Source organism: Massilia sp. 05N420 (assembly GCF_056397205.1).
In genome coordinates this window covers 1-1954 of record NZ_JBFTMX010000090.1, presented here as the reverse complement: position 1 = coordinate 1954, position 1954 = coordinate 1, and the positions used below count along the sequence as shown (strand labels likewise).

Genomic DNA, 1954 nt, shown 5'->3' with positions numbered 1-1954 from the left:
CCGTAGGCGAAGTTGAAGCTGGCCGGGCCGTTCGTGATGCTGGCCAGGCGGTTGGTGGCGTAGTCGATGTTGTGCAGCGTGTTGCGCGCATTCGGCCCAGCGGTGATCGCCGTCGAGACCAGGTTGTCGAGCGTGTCGTAGCCATAGCTCGCCGTGCCCCACAGTTGGAAATCAAATCCGACAGCCTTACAACGGTTCTCGTAAGCTCGGATAAAATAGTTGCCGTGATTAACCTCTCTGCCAGAATCGATCAGCAACTATATTTTTAGGGCTTACTTTTTCTCTGAGCGCTTCCCTTTGAATATACAAATTCGAGCTAAGAAACGAATTCGAAACCTACTGCRGGCTCCTAGCTTAGTAAAGCTCCCCAATATTTTTAAACTTTATTCCTTTCAATTCCATTTCCTGGACTCTTTTCACAAATCTTTCGAGCACAAAAACAGTGGACCGATTTGAATCATCAACAGTAAAGGCGAGTCGGCACGAAAGATCCGGATCATTAACAACCATTTTTTGTATCAAAAAAATCGTGCCGGATTGATCTCGATGATAGAGGCTTTTTTTGAAATCCATTCCACCAGTACTGACTAAACAATTCGTCAGTAGCCAGTCTTGGTCCGACACCATAATCGGCAAGAGTTCAATCTTATCCAGGTCACCAGAAAATAAGTGTGCAGCCAAATCTTTTCGAACAGCTATACCAGGCACCACAATAGCAATATCCGGTTTGATTTTCTTTCTTTTTTCATCGTTATAAAACTCAAAATTTATTGGCCTCCATGATTCACTCTTTCTTTCAAAATTCAATGCACTCAATCTTGGCCAATCATCTGAATCGCTAAGGAGCACTGAACCATATCCGCTTTGAGGCTGAGGAAGAAAAATATTTTTCACGTTAATAATAAAACATCCCCATATAAATTTGTGCGCGAATTGCAGTCAGTCGAGCAGCCACATCAGCATAATTTACTGCCCCACTCAATGCCGCCTGAACACTGATATGATAAGTATCGGTGTGCAATCTTTGATGATATCCAGCTGGCAAAATCATTCCGTTCCAGGCACTATTTACATCCATTCCTACATTATTAAGAATTTTCCGAGAAACTGCGGCTCTCCTATCGCCTTCAGCAACAATATGATGTGCATGCTCGTCATTTTGTTTTTGGATCCCGAAAACAGAAGAAATGCTCTTTGCCAATAGTCTACTAGACTCCATTACTGACGGCCCAATTGCTGCTCCGACAGCGCCACCGACTACTACACCACCTCCCACAATTACAGGATTTGCAGCGGTGCAAGTTGCAAACGTGGCGAGATCACATCCTCCAGCAACAACCCCGCCAGCAACTCCGCCTAAAACGGCACCTGCACTTCTAGCCACTGCAGTGTCTTTTGAGCGTTGGGCCGCTCTACTATTGTCTTCTCCGTAAACCTCGCATTGGTAAGAGCCGCAGAATTCTCTTCCATCGGGATCAATGTACCGATAAGGATTATTTGCCGTATAGACGTAGCGGTTGAAGCTGTCTCCGTTGCTGGCATCCGCCACCACCGGATCAATGCTCAAAAACCGCCCCGCCACCGGATCATAATACCGCTGCTGCATGTACGTCAGCCCGGTATCCACATCGTTCACATGCCCCGTGAACCCGATCGTGGGCTGCACGCCCGAGGCCACATAGCCATAAGGCTCATAGCGCGTCCGGCTGATCACGTTGCCCGCGCCGTCCGTGCGCGCTACCGGGCTGCCCAGCCCGTCCGTATGGATATAGGTCACCGCGCCATTGGTGCCCCCCACCGTGACGGAGGTCGTGCTGTACTGGCCGAAGCGCTGGTGGAATTCCCACACCATGCCCCACTGGAAGGTATAGGTGCCGGCGCTCGACGGTGCGCTGACCTGGAAGTTGAAGGTGGCGTTCTGGCCCGGCGCGACGGTGGACGGGCTCATCGCAAT

Annotated in this window: 3 protein-coding genes; all 3 read right to left on the bottom strand. The window is 49.4% G+C overall.

What is annotated here, in order from left to right; translation table 11 throughout:
- On the bottom strand, positions 1 to 257 hold a 257-nt coding region (locus AC1DIX_RS27350), incomplete at its 3' end, for a hypothetical protein (protein WP_477328454.1).
- A gap of 97 nt (positions 258 to 354) precedes the next feature.
- Complete coding sequence (locus AC1DIX_RS27345; RefSeq protein WP_477328452.1) at positions 355 to 894, bottom strand: hypothetical protein; 540 nt, start codon at positions 892 to 894, stop codon at positions 355 to 357.
- 1 nt (position 895) lies between these two features.
- Positions 896 to 1954 (bottom strand): RHS repeat-associated core domain-containing protein (locus AC1DIX_RS27340; protein ID WP_477328451.1); only part of this gene is annotated, 1059 nt, incomplete at its 5' end.